This window comes from Arsenophonus apicola (assembly GCF_020268605.1).
Classification (GTDB): domain Bacteria; phylum Pseudomonadota; class Gammaproteobacteria; order Enterobacterales; family Enterobacteriaceae; genus Arsenophonus; species Arsenophonus apicola.
This window is the reverse complement of record NZ_CP084222.1, coordinates 3,026,346-3,045,405: the sequence shown is the minus strand read 5'-3', so window position 1 is coordinate 3,045,405 and position 19,060 is coordinate 3,026,346. Positions and strand designations below refer to the sequence as shown.

Genomic DNA, 19,060 nt, shown 5'->3' with positions numbered 1-19,060 from the left:
GAATGGAAGAATTTGCGGTATTTGGCAATCCCGTGCTACATAGTAAATCACCACTTATTCATAAATTATTTGCTGAGCAAACTGGTATTAAATATGATTATGGCAAAGTGTTAGTCCCTGTAAATAAATTTGAGGAAAAATTAGATGATTTTTTTGGTCAAGGAGGAATGGGGGCAAATATTACTCTACCTTTTAAGGAGTTAGCTTACCATAAAGTTGATGAATTAACTGAACAAGCTCAAATATGTGGTTCAGTTAATACTATCAAAAGGTTAGATGATCATAGATTACTAGGTGATAACACTGATGGAATAGGTTTAATTTTAGATCTTGAGCGGTTGAGTTTTATTGAAAAGGGGAGGCATATATTAGTAATTGGTGCTGGTGGTGCCGCACGTGGTGTTATAGCGCCTATTTTAAATTATGGTTGTCGAATAACGATTACGAATCGAACATTTAGTAAAGCAGATGAACTGGCAAAAAAATTTTCTACTATAGGACATATCAATTCATTGATGTTGCAATCTATTCATTCTGCCGAGTATGATTTAATTATCAATGCCACATCTTCTGGTGTTACAGGGAAAGTTCCTGCTATCTCAACGAATATATTTAAGCAAAATGTTTTTTGTTATGACATGTTCTATCGGTTAAATGAAACACCATTTTTAGCATTAGCAAAAACTAATGGGATATTAAAATATGCTGATGGTATTGGGATGTTAGTCGGTCAGGCGGCTTATGCTTTTAAATTATGGCACGGTAAATTACCTGATATTTCATCTGTATTACAGCGATTAAAAGAAAAATGGTGACATAAATTAGTTAGTATATTTTTTACGAAAAAACGATAAAAATGTCAGGTAAAATTGTGTACGGCATTTCTTATAATAAATTTATAAGTAATTATTTTTCCAATTTTTATAATTAGCAGCGGACTGAACTAAGCCTTCTAACTCTTCAGACGTTAATTTTCTAATCTGTTTTACCGGGCTGCCTATATATAAATAACCACTTTCTAATTTTTTGCCTTGTGTGACTAAACTACCTGCGCCTATAACGACATTATTCTCAATCTTTGCGCCATCTAAAATAATTGAACCCATACCCACCAAAATTCGGTTACCAATAGTACATCCATGCAACATAACTTTATGCCCAATGGTAACATCTTCTCCAATAATAAGAGGATACCCTTGGGGATTAAGTTTATTTTTATGTGTAACATGAAGTACGGAACTATCTTGAATATTAGTTCTTGCTCCAATAGAAACGTAATTGACATCACCACGTATGACAGTTAGTGGCCAAACGCTTACATCATCAGAAATGCGTACATCACCAATAACCACAGCCGTTGGATCGATAAACGCATTATTGCCAATGATGGGTTTTAGGTGCAAATAAGGTCTTATATTAGAAATCATTGCTATGTTTATCCTAATTAAATTATTTGAATTGGTTATCAAAGAGTGAATTGATAAATTTGTATTTTATATTATTAAAAATTCTTTTAATTAAATACCCTATAGGCTTATCTTTGCATTTTAAAATTATAGAGTTGACTGGATACTATAAAATCGAGCTAATTTTGTAGAATTTTAATTCATTATGACGAAAATATATTCATATAAATAAAAAAACACAAAAAGTAGTTGAGTAAATTTTTAGGCGCTCTATAATGCGCCCCCACTGAGTCAGGATAGAACGAATCAATTAAAGAGGATTTTATCGACTTAGGGTAAAGAAAAGTAGAAATAACTACTTGACTTTACAGGTGAAAAGCGTAATATACGCCACCTCGCGACCTGGGTCGCACGCTCTTTAACAATTAATCAGACAATCTGTGTGGGCACTCGCAAGACATCATCAAAAACTATTTGAAGATTAAGTCTTGAAGAGTGACAAAACAGTTAATTCATATATGAACTAATAAGCAGTAACGTGATTTTGGGCCACAGCGAAGGCGTTAAAACGTCGACAAAGTGGCAAAAAGAAGCGTTACGGCCAGTAAAACATTCTTTGAGCATCAAACTTTTAATTGAAGAGTTTGATCATGGCTCAGATTGAACGCTGGCGGCAGGCCTAACACATGCAAGTCGAGCGGCAGCGGGAGAAAGCTTGCTTTCTTGCCGGCGAGCGGCGGACGGGTGAGTAAGGTATGGGGATCTGGCCGAAGGCGGGGGATAACCACTGGAAACGGTGGCTAATACCGCATAATCTCTAAGGAGCAAAGTGGGGGACCATTAGGCCTCACACCTTCGGATGAACCCATATGAGATTAGCTAGTAGGTGGGGTAAAGGCTCACCTAGGCGACGATCTCTAGCTGGTCTGAGAGGATGATCAGCCACACTGGGACTGAGACACGGCCCAGACTCCTACGGGAGGCAGCAGTGGGGAATATTGCACAATGGGCGCAAGCCTGATGCAGCCATGCCGCGTGTATGAAGAAGGCCTTCGGGTTGTAAAGTACTTTCAGTCGTGAGGAAGGTGTTAAGGTTAATATTCTTAGCAATTGACGTTAGCGACAGAAGAAGCACCGGCTAACTCCGTGCCAGCAGCCGCGGTAATACGGAGGGTGCGAGCGTTAATCGGAATTACTGGGCGTAAAGGGCACGCAGGCGGTTAATTAAGTTGGATGTGAAATCCCCGGGCTTAACCTGGGAATGGCATTCAAGACTGGTTAGCTAGAGTCTTGTAGAGGGGGGTAGAATTCCATGTGTAGCGGTGAAATGCGTAGAGATGTGGAGGAATACCGGTGGCGAAGGCGGCCCCCTGGACAGAGACTGACGCTCATGTGCGAAAGCGTGGGGAGCAAACAGGATTAGATACCCTGGTAGTCCACGCTGTAAACGATGTCGATTTGGAGGTTGTGGTCATGAATTGTGGCCTCCGGAGCTAACGCGTTAAATCGACCGCCTGGGGAGTACGGCCGCAAGGTTAAAACTCAAATGAATTGACGGGGGCCCGCACAAGCGGTGGAGCATGTGGTTTAATTCGATGCAACGCGAAGAACCTTACCTACTCTTGACATCCAGCGAAGCCTTTAGAGATAAAGGCGTGCCTTCGGGAGCGCTGAGACAGGTGCTGCATGGCTGTCGTCAGCTCGTGTTGTGAAATGTTGGGTTAAGTCCCGCAACGAGCGCAACCCTTATCCTTTGTTGCCATCGATTAGGTCGGGAACTCAAAGGAGACTGCCGGTGATAAACCGGAGGAAGGTGGGGACGACGTCAAGTCATCATGGCCCTTACGAGTAGGGCTACACACGTGCTACAATGGCGTATACAGAGAGAGGCGAGCCTGCGAGGGGAAGCGGAACTCAGAAAGTACGTCGAAGTCCGGATTGGAGTCTGCAACTCGACTCCATGAAGTCGGAATCGCTAGTAATCGCGGATCAGCATGTCGCGGTGAATACGTTCCCGGGCCTTGTACACACCGCCCGTCACACCATGGGAGTGGGTTGCAAAAGAAGTAGGTAGCTTAACCTTCGGGATGGCGCTTACCACTTTGTGATTCATGACTGGGGTGAAGTCGTAACAAGGTAACCGTAGGGGAACCTGCGGTTGGATCACCTCCTTACCGAGATAGATGGAATGTGAGTGTTCACACAGATTGTCTGATGAAGATTGAGCAGAAGGTATCATTAGGCTTGTAGCTCAGGTGGTTAGAGCGCACCCCTGATAAGGGTGAGGTCGGTGGTTCAAGTCCACTCAGGCCTACCAACATTGCTGTCGGATTTTGCCCAAAGGTGAAGTTAGCGGTAAGGAGTAATGATACGAGAATCTTAATGGGGCTATAGCTCAGCTGGGAGAGCGCCTGCTTTGCACGCAGGAGGTCAGCGGTTCGATCCCGCTTAGCTCCACCATATTGCAAGATAAAACTAGATAAAAGGTTATTCAGAGCAGGCTGGCAACAGTATGCTGCGAATAATAATGCTCTTTAACAATCTGGAACAAGCTAAAAATTGAAACACACATTATTGAGAAAATAATGTGGAGAACTCTCAATACTCCAACGTGAAGTGTCATCACAGTCAGGAAGGCAGGCGTTATGAGCGAGCAGTCAGGAATTCGAGGCGGCCAGCGCGCAGCAAGCGCAGCGTACAAAAGTACGTGAGCATTGCGAGCACTACCCAACAAAGAATTACTGTACGCGCAGCCATAACCTATCAGAATGATAGTGAAATAAAGACACCTTCGGGTTGTGAGGTTAAGCGAATGAAGCGTACACGGTGGATGCCTAGGCAGTCAGAGGCGATGAAGGACGTGCTAATCTGCGAAAAGCGTCGGTAAGCTGATATGAAGCGTTATAGCCGGCGATGTCCGAATGGGGAAACCCAGTGCATTAATGCACTATCGTTTGATGAATACATAGTCAAACGAGGCGAACCGGGGGAACTGAAACATCTCAGTACCCCGAGGAAAAGAAATCAACCGAGATTCCCCCAGTAGCGGCGAGCGAACGGGGAGCAGCCCAGAGTCAGCATCGATATTAGCATCAGGAGAAGGGTCTGGAAAGGCGCGCAATAAAGGGTGATAGCCCCGTATCCGAAGATGTTAGTATGGTGAGCTCGAAGAGTAGGGCGGGACACGTGTTATCCTGTCTGAATATGGGGGGACCATCCTCCAAGGCTAAATACTCCTGACTGACCGATAGTGAACCAGTACCGTGAGGGAAAGGCGAAAAGAACCCCGGCGAGGGGAGTGAAAAAGAACCTGAAACCGTGTACGTACAAGCAGTGGGAGCCCCATCACTCAAGTGCCTCGGCAGTTGGGTGATGGCATACCATCACAATAACAGCGCAGGCTTTGCCAACAAGGTTGTTCGGTGTTCAAGCCGCAGCGCAGTGTACCTAAAAGTACACGAGCAGCGGAAGTTAAAAAGCGGACAAGATTAGCCGCAAAGACAAGCGGGACATTTGAGGATGGGGTGACTGCGTACCTTTTGTATAATGGGTCAGCGACTTATATTCTGTAGCAAGGTTAACCGCATAGGGGAGCCGTAGGGAAACCGAGTCTTAACTGGGCGTCAAGTTGCAGGGTATAGACCCGAAACCCGGTGATCTAGCCATGGGCAGGTTGAAGGTTGGGTAACACTAACTGGAGGACCGAACCGACTAATGTTGAAAAATTAGCGGATGACTTGTGGCTGGGGGTGAAAGGCCAATCAAACCGGGAGATAGCTGGTTCTCCCCGAAAGCTATTTAGGTAGCGCCTCGTGAACTCATCTTCGGGGGTAGAGCACTGTTTCGGCTAGGGGGTCATCCCGACTTACCAACCCGATGCAAACTCCGAATACCGAAGAATGTAATCACGGGAGACACACGGCGGGTGCTAACGTCCGTCGTGAAGAGGGAAACAACCCAGACCGCCAGCTAAGGTCCCAAAGTCATGGTTAAGTGGGAAACGAAGTGGGAAGGCTTAGACAGCCAGGATGTTGGCTTAGAAGCAGCCATCATTTAAAGAAAGCGTAATAGCTCACTGGTCGAGTCGGCCTGCGCGGAAGATGTAACGGGGCTAAACCATGCACCGAAGCTGCGGCAGCGACAGCAATGTTGTTGGGTAGGGGAGCGTTCTGTAAGCCGTCGAAGGTGGACTGAGAGGTCTGCTGGAGGTATCAGAAGTGCGAATGCTGACATAAGTAACGATAAAGCGGGTGAAAAACCCGCTCGCCGAAAGACCAAGGGTTCCTGTCCAACGTTAATCGGGGCAGGGTAAGTCGACCCTAAGGCGAGGCTGAAAAGCGTAGTCGATGGGAAACGGGTTAATATTCCCGTACTAAGGGTGACTGCGAAGGGGACGGAGAAGGCTAGGCTATCCGGGCGACGGTTGTCCCGGTTTAAGCGTGTAGGTGGGTTATGCCGGCAAATCCGCATGACCAAGACACTGAGGCGTGATGACGAGCCACTAAGGTGGTGAAGTAGTTGATGCCCGGCTTCCAGGAAAAGCCTCTAAGCGATAGGTAACCATTAATCGTACCCCAAACCGACACAGGTGGTTAGGTAGAGAATACTCAGGCGCTTGAGAGAACTCGGGTGAAGGAACTAGGCAAAATGGTGCCGTAACTTCGGGAGAAGGCACGCTGGCGTTAGGTGAAGTGGTTCGCCCATGGAGCTGAAGCCAGTCGCAGATACCAGCTGGCTGCAACTGTTTATTAAAAACACAGCACTGTGCAAACACGAAAGTGGACGTATACGGTGTGACGCCTGCCCGGTGCTGGAAGGTTAATTGATGGGGTAAGCCGTAAGGCGAAGCTCTTGATCGAAGCCCCAGTAAACGGCGGCCGTAACTATAACGGTCCTAAGGTAGCGAAATTCCTTGTCGGGTAAGTTCCGACCTGCACGAATGGCGTAATGATGGCCAGGCTGTCTCCACCCGAGACTCAGTGAAATTGAACTCGCTGTGAAGATGCAGTGTACCCGCGGCAAGACGGAAAGACCCCGTGAACCTTTACTATAGCTTGACACTGAACATTGAGCCTTGATGTGTAGGATAGGTGGGAGGCTTTGAAGTGTGGACGCCAGTTCGCATGGAGCCGACGTTGAAATACCACCCTTTAATGTTTGATGTTCTAACTTGGGCCCGTAATCCGGGCTGAGGACAGTGTCTGGTGGGTAGTTTGACTGGGGCGGTCTCCTCCCAAAGAGTAACGGAGGAGCACGAAGGTTGGCTAATCACGGTCGGACATCGTGAGGTTAGTGCAAAGGCATAAGCCAGCTTGACTGCGAGCGTGACGGCGCGAGCAGGTACGAAAGTAGGTCTTAGTGATCCGGTGGTTCTGAATGGAAGGGCCATCGCTCAACGGATAAAAGGTACTCCGGGGATAACAGGCTGATACCGCCCAAGAGTTCATATCGACGGCGGTGTTTGGCACCTCGATGTCGGCTCATCACATCCTGGGGCTGAAGTAGGTCCCAAGGGTATGGCTGTTCGCCATTTAAAGTGGTACGCGAGCTGGGTTTAGAACGTCGTGAGACAGTTCGGTCCCTATCTGTCGTGGGCGAAGGAAGATTGAGGGGGGCTGCTCCTAGTACGAGAGGACCGGAGTGGACGCACCACTGGTGTACAGGTTGTCATGCCAATGGCATCGCCTGGTAGCTAAGTGCGGAAGAGATAACCGCTGAAAGCATCTAAGCGGGAAACTTGCCTCAAGATGAGTCTTCCCTGACAGTAATGTCCTATAAGGGGTGTTCGAGACGAGGACGTAGATAGGCTGGGTGTGTAAGCGTAGCGATACGTTGAGCTAACCAGTACTAATGACCCGAGAGGCTTAACCTGACAACACCGAAGGTGTTTTGAGAAGAGAGAAGAGATTTTAGCTTGTTCAGAGATTGGTGCCTGTAAGCGGTTACGGCGCTAGAAGTCAACGGGCGAGATGGCCTGCGCATAGCGAGAGGCAGCCGAGATGAGCGCCCGAGGCAGTAGCGTAACGAAACAGGATAGCGAAAAAAGAATTTGTCTGGCGGTAATAGCGCGGTGGTGCCACCTGATCCCATGCCGAACTCAGAAGTGAAATGCCGTAGCGCCGATGGTAGTGTGGGGTCTCCCCATGTGAGAGTAGGGAGCTGCCAGACGTTAATTATGTTTAAAAAGCCACCTAAGGGTGGCTTTTTGACGTTTGGCTAGTTATATCGTAAAACAATTTAGTTTGTTTTTTATTAATTAGAAAATCTTATTTGTAAATTTTTTTGATTTGCTAGGAATCGAGAAAAAACTAAAAAAACTAGGCTAAAAAGTTTTTCCACTTATTTCTTCTTGTAATATTACATTTAATCCATTAAATGCACATTTATATAATAAATATGCAACATTTTCATTGCCTTAACTTGAGATAATTATCTTTATCATATTTTTCAATAAATCCTTTATTTTCAATAAAATAGATGTTTTTTTTGAAAATGGAAGGGTTTTTGATTTTTGCTGGTTTTGAGATAGTCTTTAGCAAGTGTACCTTATATTAAAGGAGATACTCTATGGATCAGCAGGCAGCGATCAATGAATTAACTTTTTTGCAACCATTTGGCGTACTAGAAGAACAACTTTTGACACCAGCCGCGGTTGATTTTTTAACAGCGTTAGTTGAGCAGTTTGCTGAAAATTGTGATGTTTTACTTAAGGCTAGGGTTGAGCGACAACTACAGATCGATCAAGGTATTTTGCCGAATTTTATGACAGAAACTATTTCAATCAGGAGGGATGATTGGAAAATACAAGGTATTCCTGCGGATCTACTTGATCGACGAGTCGAAATAACCGGTCCAGTAGAACGTAAAATGATTATTAATGCCTTGAATGCTAATGTAAAAGTTTTTATGGCTGATTTTGAAGACTCACTTTCACCTACGTGGGAAAAATTGATTGAAGGACAAATTAATTTACGTGATGCTGTTAATGGCACTATTTCATTTATTAATCCGCAAGGCAAAGTTTATCAATTGAAGTCTGATCCGGCTGTTTTGATGGCTCGTGTACGAGGCTTACATTTACCTGAAAAACATATTTTATATCGGGGAAAAGCAATTCCAGGGGCATTATTGGATTTTGCGCTTTACTTCTTTCATAACTATAAAAAATTATTGCAAAAAGGGAGCGGCCCTTATTTCTATATCCCCAAATTAGAATCTTATAAAGAAGCTCAATGGTGGAGTGAAGTATTTAGTTATACCGAAGAACGGTACGGGTTACCCCTGGGTACAATTAAAGCGACTGTACTGATTGAGACACTACCCGCCGTCTTTCAAATGGACGAAATCCTTTATTATATGCGTCATCACGTTGTTGGACTTAATTGTGGTCGTTGGGATTATATTTTTAGTTATATTAAAACGCTAAAAGAATACCGTGATCGGGTACTACCGGATCGGCAGGTAGTAACAATGACACAACCTTTTTTAAATGCTTATTCCCGTTTACTAATTAAGACTTGTCATCGTCGTGGTGCCTTTGCTATGGGAGGAATGTCGGCTTTTATTCCAACTAAAGATCTAAAACAGAATGAAGCAGTATGGGCGAAGGTTAGAGCAGATAAAGAATTAGAGGCTAAAAATGGTCATGATGGAACTTGGATTGCTCATCCTGCTTTAGCGGATATTGCAATCTCTGTTTTTAATGAGGAATTAGCGGGAAGAAAAAATCAACTAGATGTTATACGTGAGAATGACGAACCTATTACAGCTGAACAATTATTACAGCCTTGTCGTGGTAAGCGTACTGAAGCGGGTATGAGAGCGAATATTCGCATTGCGGTTCAATATATTGAAGCTTGGATTTCTGGAAATGGCTGCGTGCCGATCTATGGATTAATGGAAGATGCTGCAACTGCGGAAATTTCGCGTATTTCTATTTGGCAATGGATCCGTCATGAAAAACGATTATCTAATGGACAAAAAGTAACAAAAGAATTGTTCTTAGATATGTTGGATGAAGAGTTACACACTATTCAGCAAGAGCTAGGTGATGTTCGTTTTCAACATGGTCGTTTTCGGGAGGCAGTGGAATTGATGATCTCTATTACCACTCAGGATGAGTTGATCGAATTTTTGACCTTGGCGGGTTACCAGCAACTTAACTGAAAGAAAATATTTTAGCTATTTAATATCTAATTAACTCGTATGTGGGGAGATAACAATGATAACGACCAGATCACAACAGATTGCTCAACCTGAGGAAGAATGGCGTTCTTCTCCCCGTTGGAGAGGAATTATTCGCAATTATAGTGCAGAAGATGTTGTTAAATTACGCGGTTCTATAAATCCTGATTATTTATTAGCGCGCAATGGTGCAGATAAATTTTGGCAATTAATTAATGGCAAATCAAAGAAAGATTATGTCAATGCGCTAGGTGCATTAACCGGTGGTCAGGCGTTGCAGCAAGCAAAGGCAGGTATAGAAGCAGTATACTTATCGGGTTGGCAAGTGCCAGCTGATGCTAATTCTGCTGCGAATATGTATCCAGATCAATCGCTTTATTCTGTTGATTCAGTCCCTGAAGTTGTCAAGCGGATTAATAATAGCTTTCGTCGAGCCGATCAAATTCAATGGGCAAATAATATAAATCCAGATGATGCTAAATATATTGATTTTTTTCTACCAATTGTTGCTGATGCGGAGGCAGGTTTTGGTGGCATATTGAATGCTTTTGAACTTATGAAAGCATTAATTGAAGCAGGTGCTGCAGCTGTGCATTTTGAAGATCAGCTTGCTGCTGCCAAAAATGCGGCCATATGGGTGGTAAGGTATTGGTGCCGACACATGAAGCTATTCAAAAGTTAATTGCAGCACGTTTGGGGGCTGATGTTTGTGGTGTTCCAACGGTTTTGATAGCTCGTACCGATGCTGAAGCGGCAGATTTACTGACCTCAAATAGCGATCCTTATGATGAAAAATTCATCATTCACGAGCAACGGACGCAAGAGGGATTTTTTCGCACTCAGGCAGGAATTTAACAAGCCATTAGTCGCGGCTTAGCTTATGCACCTTATGCTGATTTGATCTGGTGTGAGACATCAACACCAGATTTAGGTGCAGCTAAAATATTTGCCGAGGCTATTCATGCTAAATATCCTAATAAGCTGTTGGCTTATAACTGTTCTCCATCTTTCAATTGGAAGAAAAATCTAGATGATAAAACCATTGCCTGTTTTCAAGAAAAGTTATCTGAAATGGGATATAAATTTCAATTTATAACCTTGGCTGGTATTCATAGTATGTGGTTTAACATGTTTGATTTAGCTTATGCCTATGCAAAAGGTGAAGGAATGAGACATTATGTTGAGAAAATTCAGGAAAAGGAGTTTGCAGCAGCTAAGCAGGGTTACTCGTTTTCCTCCCATCAGCAGGAAGTTGGCACGGGGTATTTTGATAAAGTAACAACTATTATTCAAGGTGGAACTTCTTCTGTTACGGCACTAACAGGATCAACTGAAGAACAGCAGTTTTAAATATACTGCTTATGTTACTTAGCCTGATGGATTTGATGCTAGTAAAGTTTAATTTGCCGAAATGAGGGCGCCATTTATGACCTTAAGCTCAGCAGAGTTAATTGCCGAGACAATTTTACAAGGCTTTGATGCGCAGTATGGCCGTTTTTTGGAGGTAACATCAAGTGCCCAGCAACGTTTTGAGGATGCTGATTGGCATGGTGTACAAGAAGCGATGAAAAAGCGAATTAATCTATATGATCATCATGTTGATTTAGTTGTTAAACAACTTGGACAGATGAATTTAACTACTGAGTTTACTAAGCCATTATTAGCTGAAATTAAGCAGTTTTATATCAGACTGTTAGAAGATTACCCACGTTTTGAAATTGCAGAAAGTTTTTTTAATTCAGTTTATTGTCGATTATTTCAGCATTGTGATTTGACACCTACCAATTTATTTATTTTTACTTCACAGCCAGTAAATCGTTTTTGTGATACCCCGCGTCCGTTATCCCGCTGTTTTTCTATTCATATGGGACTTAAAAAAACAATAGAAAATATTTTAATAGATATTCCATTTCGTATAGCTTGGGAAGATTTACCAAGAGATGTGAATTATATAGTTAACTATCTTAAAAAGACATTTTCTGCTGAACAATTAGCTGACGTCAAATTTGAAATAGCAAATGAATTATTTTATCGCAATAAAGCGGCTTGGGTCGTAGGTAAAATAATGATTGGTAAAATTGTTTATCCCTTTTTATTGCCAATCCATAATAATGAGCAAGGTGGTATTTATGTTGATACTTGTCTGACTAATTATAACAATGCCAGTATTATATTTGGTTTTGCCCGTTCCTATTTTATGGTCTATGTTCCATTTCCTGCTGCCTTAGTTTTTTGGTTAAGAGATATTTTACCAGGAAAGTCTATTGCCGAATTGTATATGTCAATTGGCTGTCAGAAACATGGAAAAACCGAGTATTATCGAGAATATCTGGCTTTTATAAACTTTTCACAAGAGCAGTTTATTATTGCGCCTGGAATCAAAGGTATGGTAATGCTAGTTTTTACTTCTCCTTCTTTTGAGCGAGTTTTTAAAGTGATCAAAGATCGCTTTTTGCCACCAAAGCAAGTTACGCAGGAGCGTGTAAGAGCATGCTATCGGATAGTTAAAGAGCATGATCGGGTTGGTAGAATGGCGGACACCCAGGAGTTTGAAAATTTTGTTATCGCAAAAAAACATATTAGTGAAGAATTGATGGCGGAATTATGGCGTGAGATACCCTCCAAACTTCAAGATTTAGGCGATAAGATTTTGATCCGTCATCTCTATATGGAACGAAAGATGATCCCGCTGAATATTTATACCGATCAAGTTAAAGGTGAAGAATTAAGATGGATCATTGAAGATTATGGCAATGCTATCAAACAGTTAGCTGCAGCAAATATTTTCCCAGGTGATATGTTATTTAAAAATTTTGGCGTTACTCGTCATAGACGAGTGGTTTTTTACGATTATGATGAAATTTGTTATATGACTGAGATGAATTTTCGTAAAATACCAGAGCCGCTTTATCCGGAGCAAGAGATGGCTGACGAACCATGGTATAGTGTTGCTGAACATGATGTATTTCCCGAAGAGTTTCGCCATTTTCTTTGTAATGATCCTGTTATTAAAAAATATTTTGAAATGCATCATGCTGATCTATTTAGTACAGAATATTGGCAATCATTACAAAATAAAATATGTCAGGGGTATATAGCCGATGTTTTTGCTTATCCGGTAAAGCAAAGGTTTAGTCAACGCACATTTTAATATAAGCAAATACAGTTATATATACTATATTCAAATAGAGTTAAACCTCGACTTAATGATTGAACTTGTGAGACGAATGATATGCGATTATTAGAGCTTTTGATTTTGTTTTTTTGTTATTAATTGTCGTTTTTTTCAGGTAATTAGGGCTCACAGTTAGAATAAATTTCTATTTATTATGAACGAAATAGCAATAAATTTTCATCGGAGGAGTTGTTTTTTGTTAATTAAAAAATTTTTACTGAATAATATCTATTCAAACATACTATTTTTTTAGTTAAATATAATTATTATTGAGCAATGATTAACCAATTGTTTTTTTAATTGATCGCTTAATAATATTAATCAGACATAAAGTAAAATATTTATTTTTGTAATATAAACATTTGATTAAATAAGTTTTAATTTTATTATTAACCTAACTTGGAATTAAACAGATTATTGGAGAATCGTTTTCTGGTATTATTCGTATTTTAATAAGTTACCATTCTTAATGAGAAAATATGACGTTTTTTTAATTAATTAAAATTAATTTCTAAGAAGATGTAAATGAGTAATATAAATATCATTGATGGTATTAAAAGTTTTTTTAATTCTACAGTTAATTCGACAAATAAAACAGAACAACCGGCAACAGCAAATAAATTTGATAAATTATCTTTAGCCATGACAAAATGGTGTGATCCATCTGATAAAGATGAAGTTGAGCGACATTTACAAACTTTGTCCCATCATCAATCTATTGATAATACCGAAACGGTTTATGCTAAGCTATCAGCATTTATTAGGCTTGCTACATTGGCAGGTGAAACACATCGAAATGATTTTAAAATACAACTTTCTCCATATTTGGATATGTCAAAGGTTGACTCCTATAATGGTTTTAGCCAAATAACTTTATCGGTAAAAGATGTATTGGATAAGGAATCTATCTGGTTTGGCGAGCCGATGTATGAACTATTTTGTGCAATGAAAGTACCCTTAACAAATTCTTCTGAATATTTGGCTGCCAAAAGCAGTATGTCAGAAGAAGAGATCCATTCCTTTATGCAGAAAGAATTGGCATTGATTATAGATGATAATGATTCACAAAGCTTTAGACTGCAAGGGATTGAAGATAAAAATCAGGAACGTTTAGATATCGCTAAATTTTCTTTAGAGGTACGGCAAAATTTGATGGAAAATAAGCAATTCTTACAGGCTTTTATTATGGCAAAAATGAAATGTTTTGATTATTTTTCTGCGACTGCTTCATCTTTATCATCAATTTTTTCTGAACTAGCTTGCCATAATTCCTTTGAAATGGCACAAAATTTAAAGGGCGAATTTGATAAAGTTAGAGAGAATACTGAGCAAACCTTATTTAATTTATTTAATCAAAAGAATATAGATACAGAAAACATTATTGAACATTGTTATATGCTAATGAAGTAAATATAGTATTTACATTGGTGATTTAAATTGTTTTTACCCAAAAGAGCATTGATGAGTATATACTCTTTTGGGGGTTATGTTTTGCTTATTGAACACGGCATAACCTTCCTATCATGCAAATTCATTTTTATTTAAAATAAATTAATGTAAGGTGATAATTAATAATAATTTATTATTGTAAAATTTATTTTTATAAAAATTTGGCTTTTAAATATAAATGCCATTTTATTTATATCTGTAAAATAGCTAAGCCGAGTATTTTTATTGACATGGACAACTATTTTTAAGGATATATTGATGGGTGTTACTCTGGAACGTATTAAAAATTTTTTTCATATTCAACAGATAGAGACAGATAAAGCAAAGTTAGTGTTAGTGACTGATTTTGATAAATTATCACAAGCAATGAACAATTGGGGCTCGCCTTTTCATAAAGGTGAAATAGAAAAGCAGTTACAGATTTTATCTAATTCAACTACAAATAATATTCCTAAAACAACTTACAACAAAATTTTAGCCTTTAGTCAGCTTGCTAAGCTTGCTGGTGAAAAACATCGATATGATTTTCAGATAGATATCGCTGGGGAATACAATAATCAAATAAAGCTGTCAGTAAAGGATATATTTAGTCAAAATTTTACTATTTTTGATGATCCAATGGTCGAATTACATAATGCATTAAAGATACCTTTAATGAATGGTTCTCAATTTTTAAAGACTAATAGTGATATAGAACAAAAACAACTTATTAATTTTATAAAGGATAATGTTAAATTAACGATTAATAATGAAGAAAAAACAGAGTTTAATATTGCGGGTGTTACCAAAAGTAATCAAAAGCGTTTAGGGGTAGCAGATTTTTCTTCATTAATACTAGTTAACTTAGCTGAAAATCAAGAATTATTGCAAACCTATATTAAGGCTAAAATGAAGTGTTTTGATTATTTTAGTGGTATTTCTATATATTATGCGCCAATTATTGCAGAATTAGCGAATGATAGTAAAACAGAAAACCTAGCTATAGCAATAAAGAAACAGTTTAATGATATGAGGGATAAAGTAGAAGCGGTATTATCTAAGCAATTGGTCATAAATCCAGGTGCATTTGTAGACTATTGTAATAATATAATAAATAAAGATACATAAATTAAATTTACTTTTTAATCCTCTTTAAAGAGGGTTAACTGATTAATATTAGTGTTTTAACAGTTCCATTTAGTTAACTATTTGTAAATGTTTTAATAAATTTTCCTGATTATTTAGTAATGAACATATCCTTTTAGTAGAATAGAATCATTTTTATTACAATTAAATTTTATTTTTATTTAAATATATTTAATTATGCAATTACCACTATTTAGATAGCTAGATGTTTTAACTAAAAAATTTCAAATATTAGCATATAATAAAATAAGAGGTTTTGATTATTTTTTTGCTATTTTTTCATTATTTTAATTGCTGGCAACTTTATCAATTTCTAATTTGATTACATAAAGTTTGGATTATTTAGAAAATTAAAAAAATTAACGAAAGGAAAGAAAAATTTTTTATTGAGTTAGTCAGTTTCATTAGAAAAAATTTGGTAATTAGCTTAGTTAATTTGGCTACGGTAATGAATTAGTCAATAAGCGATGTAAAGATGAATATAATAGGTGTGAAGAGGAATAAAATTTATTTAATACAATAGTGTTGAGGGTAATTTTATTTTAAAAATGTAAAAATATTATTAACATTTTCTGTTTTATAATATAGTTTTCATCCTCGTGTTTTTTGGTTCAAATTAATATTTGGATAGTGAACTAAATGAAAAAAAATTATTTATAACTTGCTTGATATTATTAAATTTTTCATTGGCAAAGAGTGATGTTTTGCCACAAATTGACATGAATATAGCAATTAATACGCAATCTGTTGAACAAGAGAAAAACGACACATTTAGCCAACAATTAAAAAAAGCCTCGCAAGGTGAGATGAACGCCATAATGAATGTTGCGATAACATATCTTTATGGCTCAAAAGATATACAAGAAGACATTGGCAAAGCTAATTTTTGGTTCGAAAAGGCAATTAAAGAAGGCAATAGCGATGCCTTTTATTATATGGGAGTGATTAATCAAAGAAAAAAAGATTATAAAGCTGCGGTAACCTGGTTGCAGCGGGGTGCAAACAAAGGTGATCCTTATGCTCAATCTGGTTTAGGTTATATGTATACTGTTGGATTAGGGGTAGATAAAGATTATAAACAAGCTAAAAATTGGTATGAAAAAGCTGCCTTGCAGCAGGATGCTTATGCTCAATTTGTTCTGGGATATTTATACCAGAATGGATTTGGTGTTAGTCAAGATTATAAGAAAACCAGAGAGTGGTATGAGAAAAGTGCTGATCTGGGTGATTTAGGTGCATTGAATAATTTAGCCCAGATTTATGAGAAAGGCTATGGGGTTAAAAAAAATCCTGCTTATGCTATTGAATTGTATCGGCGTGCAGCATATAGCGGTGATGCTATTGCTCAATATAATATGGGATTTATTTATGATGATGGAGAGTATTTAGAAAAAAATAATTATCAGGCTTTTTATTGGTATAAGCGAGCCGCAGAACAAGGACATATCGATGCACAGTATCATCTTGCCGAATTTTATCAACATGGCTATGGAGTAGAGCAGAATGCTATTTTAGCTAGGCAGTGGTATCAGGTATTAGCGGATGCTGGCTATGCTGATGCAAGTTTAAAAGTCGCTTATTATTATGAAAAGGGCATTGGTATAAAGAAAGATCTTACTAAAGCGGCACAACTGTATCAGATCATGGCAAATAGTGGTGAAGCTAAAGCGCAATACCGACTGGCGCAACTCTATTTAGCTGGTAAAGGTATTAATAAGCAGCCTAAAAATGCATTTAGCTTAATGCAAAAAGCAGCACAAAAAATACCCCATGCAAAAAATCAGCTGGGACTTTTTTATTTTTATGGCATAGGTACTGAAAAAAATCCACAAAAAGCCAGTGAACTGTTTTTATCTGCTGCCTATAAACAAGAGACCGATGCACAAAATAATTTAGCGGTCTTATATGCTACCGGTCAGGGATTAAGAAAAAATATTTTCCGCGCTATTATGTGGTTTGCAACTGCTGCAAAGCTTAATAATGTTACTGCTAAAGAAAATCTTAAACGACTACAAACGAGTTTAGTTATCAAGCCAACAGATTTGAAATTATCAGAAAAATATGACTAACTAACTTTTCATTGGCAAAAAGTCAATCTCACCGCTCAATTTGTCATTTTAAGCGGTGATAATATCTCGGTTATTCAAAAAGATTTTTATGCAGTATTTGAATAATCGTTTCTGCTTCTTTATCGGCTACCAGTAGACAAATATTATGACTACTAGCGCCATAACAGATCATACGAATATTATAAGTCGCTAGTGCGCTAAAAATTTGACTTCCTAGACCATTTATTTGCGATAAGTTGTTACCAATAATGGCAACGAGTGCTAACCCTTCCTCAACATCTACACGACATAATTTGGCTAATTCCGTTATTAAAGTCTCAGTCAATAGATTTCCATTGGTGCTGGTAGAGCCGGTGGTATCCAGCGTTAAAGCGATACTCACTTCGGATGTAGTAATGAGATCAACAGAAATATGGTGTTGCGATAATAGTGTGAATACTTCAGCAAGAAATCCGCGCGCGTGGAGCATTTTCAGACTATGCAAAGTGAGGAGTGTCTGTTTTCGTCGTAGAGTTAGTGCTCGAAATTGAGGTAGTTTCTCGGTACTGGTGCAGATAAGGGTGCCACCTTCTTCTGGCATTTGGCTTGAACCGACAAAGACGGGTATTCCTGCTCGAATAGCGGGTAACAATGTTGCAGGATGTAAGATTTTGGCGCCGAATGTAGCCATTTCGGCTGCTTCGTTAAAAGTGATAGCGCTAATCGATTTGGCACTAGCAACAATACGCGGATCGGTCGTGTAGATACCCGCTACATCTGTCCAGATATCAACCTGGGTAAAGGATAGCGCTTCCGCGATTAGTGCAGCGGTGTAATCACTACCTCCGCGCCCTAATGTTGTTGTTCGGCCTGCCGCATCTTGGCCTATAAAACCTTGAGTCACAATCAGGCTTTCTTGTAGCTTAGGTTGTAGATATTTATCTGCTAGTTGCTTTAATTGTTGCTGATTGGGTTCGGCTTTACCAAATTTATCATTGGTCTTCATAATATTACGAACATCAAACCAGGTTGCGTTTACTCCAGCTTGTCGTAGAATTTCAACAAATAGGTAGCTTGACATCAGTTCACCATAGCTGACAATTTCATCAATCTCTAGTGCGGTAAGTGGTTGTCGGGCCGTAACTTCAGATAAAGTAGTAAGTCTTTCCAGTAAGTGGTCAATAGTTGGTTGAATGTCAGCAGAATTATCTAGACGATTCATTATTGTGTATTGAAGCTGACTAATTTGTTTTAATAGCGCCTTACGTCTATTGTCATTATACGCTTGAGTAAGGTTGAGTAGTAGATTGGTAATGCCTGACGAAGCTGAAAGTACAACAATTCGCACATTTTTATTTGTAATAACGATATCGGCACTTTTACACATAGCATCAAAATTAGCGACACTGGTGCCACCAAACTTGGCAATAATAAATTTTTTATTTGCGCAGACGGTATAAACTGGGTGCATAATGCTATCCCCATATATTTAAATGGCGAACAATTAATCTACCTTTATCGAGTTATTGTCTGAAGGTCAATTTATTTTTAGCAAAATCAATAATTTTTATAATGACAAAAAGATTATCAATTTGATCGATATTCGATCAATGATGCGACGATGTGATTAAATTAACCAGCGGAAGGCATTAAAAGAAGTTAAATTGATGGTG

Annotated in this window: 8 protein-coding genes, 2 tRNA genes, 3 rRNA genes and 1 pseudogene; 12 read left to right on the top strand and 2 right to left on the bottom strand. The window is 39.1% G+C overall.

Going from position 1 to position 19,060, the window contains the following annotated elements; genetic code table 11:
- The first annotated feature begins 2 nt into the window (after positions 1-2).
- Positions 3-815, top strand: coding sequence for a shikimate dehydrogenase (gene aroE, locus LDL57_RS14380; protein ID WP_180558686.1), 813 nt, complete (start codon positions 3-5; stop codon positions 813-815).
- Positions 816-896: 81 nt separating this feature from the next.
- On the opposite strand, the gene LDL57_RS14375 is transcribed toward aroE, so the two are convergent.
- Complete coding sequence (locus LDL57_RS14375; protein ID WP_180558687.1) at positions 897-1,427, bottom strand: gamma carbonic anhydrase family protein; 531 nt, start codon at positions 1,425-1,427, stop codon at positions 897-899.
- Between the two features lie 611 nt (positions 1,428-2,038).
- On the opposite strand from LDL57_RS14375, the gene LDL57_RS14370 reads away from it, so the two are divergent.
- The 11 genes and pseudogenes from LDL57_RS14370 (at position 2,039) to LDL57_RS14320 (ending at position 17,408) form a co-directional block, all read left to right on the top strand.
- A 16S ribosomal RNA gene (locus tag LDL57_RS14370) occupies positions 2,039-3,580 on the top strand.
- Positions 3,581-3,646: 66 nt separating this feature from the next.
- Positions 3,647-3,723 (top strand) — tRNA-Ile (locus LDL57_RS14365).
- A 67-nt stretch (positions 3,724-3,790) separates the two neighbouring features.
- Positions 3,791-3,866 (top strand) — tRNA-Ala (locus tag LDL57_RS14360).
- A gap of 342 nt (positions 3,867-4,208) precedes the next feature.
- A 23S ribosomal RNA gene (locus LDL57_RS14355) occupies positions 4,209-7,278 on the top strand.
- Positions 7,279-7,458: 180 nt separating this feature from the next.
- Positions 7,459-7,574: ribosomal RNA gene (gene rrf / locus LDL57_RS14350) — 5S ribosomal RNA — on the top strand.
- Together the 16S, 23S and 5S rRNA genes with 2 tRNA genes alongside form the textbook arrangement of a ribosomal RNA operon.
- Before the next feature lie 399 nt (positions 7,575-7,973).
- Positions 7,974-9,572 (top strand): malate synthase A, encoded by a 1,599-nt coding sequence (gene aceB, locus LDL57_RS14345; RefSeq protein WP_180559327.1) that lies wholly within the window; start codon positions 7,974-7,976, stop codon positions 9,570-9,572.
- A gap of 58 nt (positions 9,573-9,630) precedes the next feature.
- Positions 9,631-10,940, top strand: a pseudogene (aceA, locus tag LDL57_RS14340) (isocitrate lyase).
- A 76-nt stretch (positions 10,941-11,016) separates the two neighbouring features.
- Entirely contained in the window at positions 11,017-12,741 is a 1,725-nt protein-coding gene (aceK, locus tag LDL57_RS14335; protein WP_180559328.1) for a bifunctional isocitrate dehydrogenase kinase/phosphatase, read from the top strand.
- 549 nt (positions 12,742-13,290) lie between these two features.
- Positions 13,291-14,175 carry a hypothetical protein gene (locus LDL57_RS14330; RefSeq protein ID WP_180559329.1) on the top strand — a complete coding sequence of 295 codons (885 nt, stop codon included), beginning with the start codon at positions 13,291-13,293 and terminating at the stop codon, positions 14,173-14,175.
- Between the two features lie 297 nt (positions 14,176-14,472).
- Complete coding sequence (locus tag LDL57_RS14325) at positions 14,473-15,321, top strand: hypothetical protein (RefSeq protein ID WP_180559330.1); 849 nt, start codon at positions 14,473-14,475, stop codon at positions 15,319-15,321.
- A 722-nt stretch (positions 15,322-16,043) separates the two neighbouring features.
- Entirely contained in the window at positions 16,044-17,408 is a 1,365-nt protein-coding gene (locus tag LDL57_RS14320; RefSeq protein ID WP_225506295.1) for a tetratricopeptide repeat protein, read from the top strand.
- 70 nt (positions 17,409-17,478) lie between these two features.
- Here LDL57_RS14320 and lysC read toward each other — a convergent pair whose 3' ends face one another.
- On the bottom strand, positions 17,479-18,858 hold the full coding sequence (gene lysC, locus LDL57_RS14315) for a lysine-sensitive aspartokinase 3 (RefSeq protein WP_180559332.1): 1,380 nt from the start codon (positions 18,856-18,858) through the stop codon (positions 17,479-17,481).
- Between the last annotated feature and the right edge of the window lie 202 nt (positions 18,859-19,060).

Excerpts from the sequence above, each read along its gene's own strand:
- aroE (WP_180558686.1), top strand. The coding sequence starts at position 3 with ATGGAAGAATTTGCGGTATTTGGCAATCCCGTGCTACATAGTAAATCA.
- LDL57_RS14375 (WP_180558687.1), bottom strand. The coding sequence starts at position 1,427 with ATGATTTCTAATATAAGACCTTATTTGCACCTAAAACCCATCATTGGC.
- aceB (WP_180559327.1), top strand. The coding sequence starts at position 7,974 with ATGGATCAGCAGGCAGCGATCAATGAATTAACTTTTTTGCAACCATTT.
- aceK (WP_180559328.1), top strand. The coding sequence starts at position 11,017 with ATGACCTTAAGCTCAGCAGAGTTAATTGCCGAGACAATTTTACAAGGC.
- LDL57_RS14330 (WP_180559329.1), top strand. The coding sequence starts at position 13,291 with ATGAGTAATATAAATATCATTGATGGTATTAAAAGTTTTTTTAATTCT.
- LDL57_RS14325 (WP_180559330.1), top strand. The coding sequence starts at position 14,473 with ATGGGTGTTACTCTGGAACGTATTAAAAATTTTTTTCATATTCAACAG.
- lysC (WP_180559332.1), bottom strand. The coding sequence starts at position 18,858 with ATGCACCCAGTTTATACCGTCTGCGCAAATAAAAAATTTATTATTGCC.